The organism is Pedobacter sp., assembly GCF_045628745.1.
GTDB lineage: Bacteria > Bacteroidota > Bacteroidia > Sphingobacteriales > Sphingobacteriaceae > Pedobacter.
The window spans coordinates 1-2,998 of record NZ_JAZQPU010000125.1; the positions used below are offsets into that span (position 1 = coordinate 1).

Genomic DNA, 2,998 nt, shown 5'->3' on the forward strand with positions numbered 1-2,998 from the left:
GATATTACCATCACGTTGTGCAGAATCAAGGCCATAAAACAAGGTATGGTTATTTCCTTGTTTAGCTTCGGTTTCCAATTCAAAAGACCATTTTTTTCCTAAGGGGATGGTGGCTTGCAAATCAATACCTGAAGCATATACATTTCGTTCTGTAACTACCGCCAAGCCACCATTTAGGCCAAGTTTAAGGTTCAGCCTCTTTTGGAGGAGCAGCTCTACCCTTGTGGTAAAATGCTTGCCGTTATCGCTATCCATCACCTGGTTGCGGTTATTACCATTGACAACGGCAAACTCATATTTAACAGGTAAAGCCCCTTTTATTGCCCCTCCTATGCTTGCGCCGATTTGAAAACTCTGCCAGCCATTGTTACCAAAAGCAGTATATTGGTTGGAGTAATCCATCGATTTGATGACATCTACTGCATACATGTCTTCTAAACCAAAGGCTGGTCTAAATTGACCTGCTTTAAAGTTAAAGTAAGGATTTAACCTGTAGGTGATGTAAGCGTTCTCCAGTACTTTGTTTTTAGGATCAGACTTAAAGTCTGCCAAATTAAGGAGTAAAATAACTTCTGTACGGTCAGAAATTTTAGAAGCAAATTGAAGTCTTGCTCTTTTGATATCGAAATCATTATAAGTGGCATTGCCATCAATATGGTGCAGGCCATTTAAATCTACAGATTTATTACCGCTAAAGGAATAGCGTGCCTGGAATAAGCCTTTCATTGTTATTTTGGCCTTTGTAGAATCAGTTTTTACTGGTTCCTGGCTGTATACGGTGGCAATGCAGCAGTTCAAAACGAGCAAGAGCCTTAAAATTTTAAACATGAAAGAAAGTACGTTTGGGGATGAAGGATATTCCTCAGCCTCTGTTATACAAAGTTATGCTTATAGCCTTCGTCAAGGATGTTTCGAAACATGAAAAAATATGATGTTGATCACTATTATTAGTTAATCATATTTCTGAAAGATAAAATCAGACGAGGTTTTGTAATAAAAAGGGCATCAATTTTATTTGCTTATTCCTATCTTCAACCAGACGCGGAAGTGGCACAAACGCTCTATGCTGAAGTAAAAGACAGGCTAATAAAAGGACGAAGTGTTGCCGATTATAGAATTCAGGCTGCTTATGCGTTATTTATTCAAAAGAAGCCTGATTTAGCAGTCCAATTTATAGAAAAGGCAAAAAAGGTGGCAGACATCTACCTGGTCAAAAGTTTTATTCCCTTGGAAAAGGAACTTTTATCGAGTCTCGAGGAAATGCTGGAAGAAGAAAAGTCTATAATATCACTGACTTAAAAAAAACCTTTTCGGCTATAGACTCAACAATTAAGTTGTTCTACATTTAAACGGTAGGCCCTAAGGCCAGCAATGGTTTAGGTCTTTTGAATAAATACCCTTATTGAATTTTTATATTATAAATGTCGTAACGTATAGCTTTAAAAAATCGTCTAAACAGCATGATGATCAAAAGATTTACCTTAACGATCTGCTATGTGTTTGGCTTACTGAGCTTCACACAAGCGCAGGATAAAAACCAGGTTGCGCACCTTGAACCAAGGTATCAGCCAAAACCCTACGTTCCTGAATCGCCTGAACTCTACCAGACAATTGTAGCCTTAGACAGTATTTACTTCCAAACCTATAATACCTGCGATCTGGAGAAGATGGCTTCCATGACCGACGAAGATTTAGAGTTCTATCACGATCGCGGTGGATTATCCACGTCCAAGGCAGAATACCTCGCTTCTATTAAGCAAAACATCTGTGGTAAGGTCCACAGAGTCTTAACTAAAGGCAGTATTGAGGTCTACCCTATTCAAGGTTATGGTGCGGTAGAGATTGGGTATCATAGTTTTAAAAATTTAGTAGAGAAAGGCCAAAGCGAACCTTCGAAATTTATTGTGATCTGGAAACTTAAGGACGGAAACTGGAAGATGAGCAGGGTCGTTAGCTTACACTAGTTAAGCCGGCCTGAGCTTGCGCTACTTGATGAAATCTGCAGGAGATATTTTCCTTGATAGCTTTAATGAGGTTGACATGATCAGGATTGAGATTCTGCTTTAATTGATGTAATTTATCTACCAATAACCTACTGAAATAGAGGGATATGGTTATTGTAGGAAAAATTCTTTATTTTTATATTAACACTTAATATCCATCCATGCATATAGAAACACGTAAATTACGTTTGATAGAAGAAATGCTCAAAGTAAAGAATGAAGCTACTTTATCTGCTGTGCAGAACCTATTAAAGAGAACAAATAATAAAACGGTTAAGAAAACACCGAGCTTAAAAGATTTTTCTGGAATCTGGTCTAAGGAAGAGGCTGAAGAAATGGAACATATTATTGCAGCGTCTTGTGAAACAATTCATCCAGATGACTGGAAATAATCTATTAGATACCAATATTGTTATTGAGTTATTTAAAGGCAATCCCATTATTACAGCTTTTCTTGAAACTTTTAAAGAGGAAATAAATATCCCTTTTGCTGTATGGGGATAACTTTATTTGGGTGCTTACAGATCAGCCAATCCAAAAAAGCACAATAAGAAATCAACTCTTTTCTGGAAAGATGTAATGTTCTTATTGCTGATCAGGAGACGGCAAATCATTATGCTCTAATTAAAACAGCATTGTTGCATAAAAGGTAAGCCAATACCGGAAATGACATATGGATAGCCGCTATAGCTAAGCAATTTAATTTAAAATTACACACAAAGGATAAGCACTTTATAGAAATTTTATTAATGTGAAGTGTTTTTTGTCCATCAACTTAAGTCCTTTCGGCTCTCCTGTGGAGACAATAAACTTCAACCGAATAAAGAAAAAGTGCGGTTTGGCAACGTTGGCCTAATGGCTACAGGATAAGATTGTCAATGGTGGGGGGAGAAGGATTCGAACCTTCGAAGTCTCGCGACAACAGAGTTACAGTCTGTCCCATTTGGCCACTCTGGTATCCCCCCGGTATTGATATCTTGTAAAAGCTAAGTTTA

General features: G+C 37.6%; 4 protein-coding genes and 1 tRNA gene. 3 read left to right on the forward strand and 2 right to left on the reverse strand.

Annotation, left to right across the window (positions count from 1 at the left end; all coding sequences use genetic code 11):
- Nucleotides 1-828 (reverse strand): porin (locus ACR2F7_RS05265; RefSeq protein ID WP_432712541.1); only part of this gene is annotated, 828 nt, incomplete at its 3' end.
- A 219-nt stretch (nt 829-1,047) separates the two neighbouring features.
- On the opposite strand from ACR2F7_RS05265, the gene ACR2F7_RS05270 reads away from it, so the two are divergent.
- The 3 genes from ACR2F7_RS05270 (at nt 1,048) to ACR2F7_RS05280 (ending at nt 2,395) form a co-directional block, all read left to right on the forward strand.
- On the forward strand, nt 1,048-1,299 hold the full coding sequence (locus ACR2F7_RS05270) for a hypothetical protein (protein WP_432712542.1): 252 nt from the start codon (nt 1,048-1,050) through the stop codon (nt 1,297-1,299).
- Nucleotides 1,300-1,460: 161 nt separating this feature from the next.
- Nucleotides 1,461-1,964: a nuclear transport factor 2 family protein gene (locus tag ACR2F7_RS05275; protein WP_432712543.1), complete on the forward strand. Its 504-nt coding sequence runs from the start codon at nt 1,461-1,463 to the stop codon at nt 1,962-1,964.
- A gap of 200 nt (nt 1,965-2,164) precedes the next feature.
- Complete coding sequence (locus tag ACR2F7_RS05280; protein WP_432712544.1) at nt 2,165-2,395, forward strand: hypothetical protein; 231 nt, start codon at nt 2,165-2,167, stop codon at nt 2,393-2,395.
- Nucleotides 2,396-2,882: 487 nt separating this feature from the next.
- Here the strand turns inward: ACR2F7_RS05280 and ACR2F7_RS05285 are convergent.
- Nucleotides 2,883-2,968, reverse strand: a tRNA-Tyr gene (locus ACR2F7_RS05285).
- Nucleotides 2,969-2,998 lie beyond the last annotated feature (30 nt).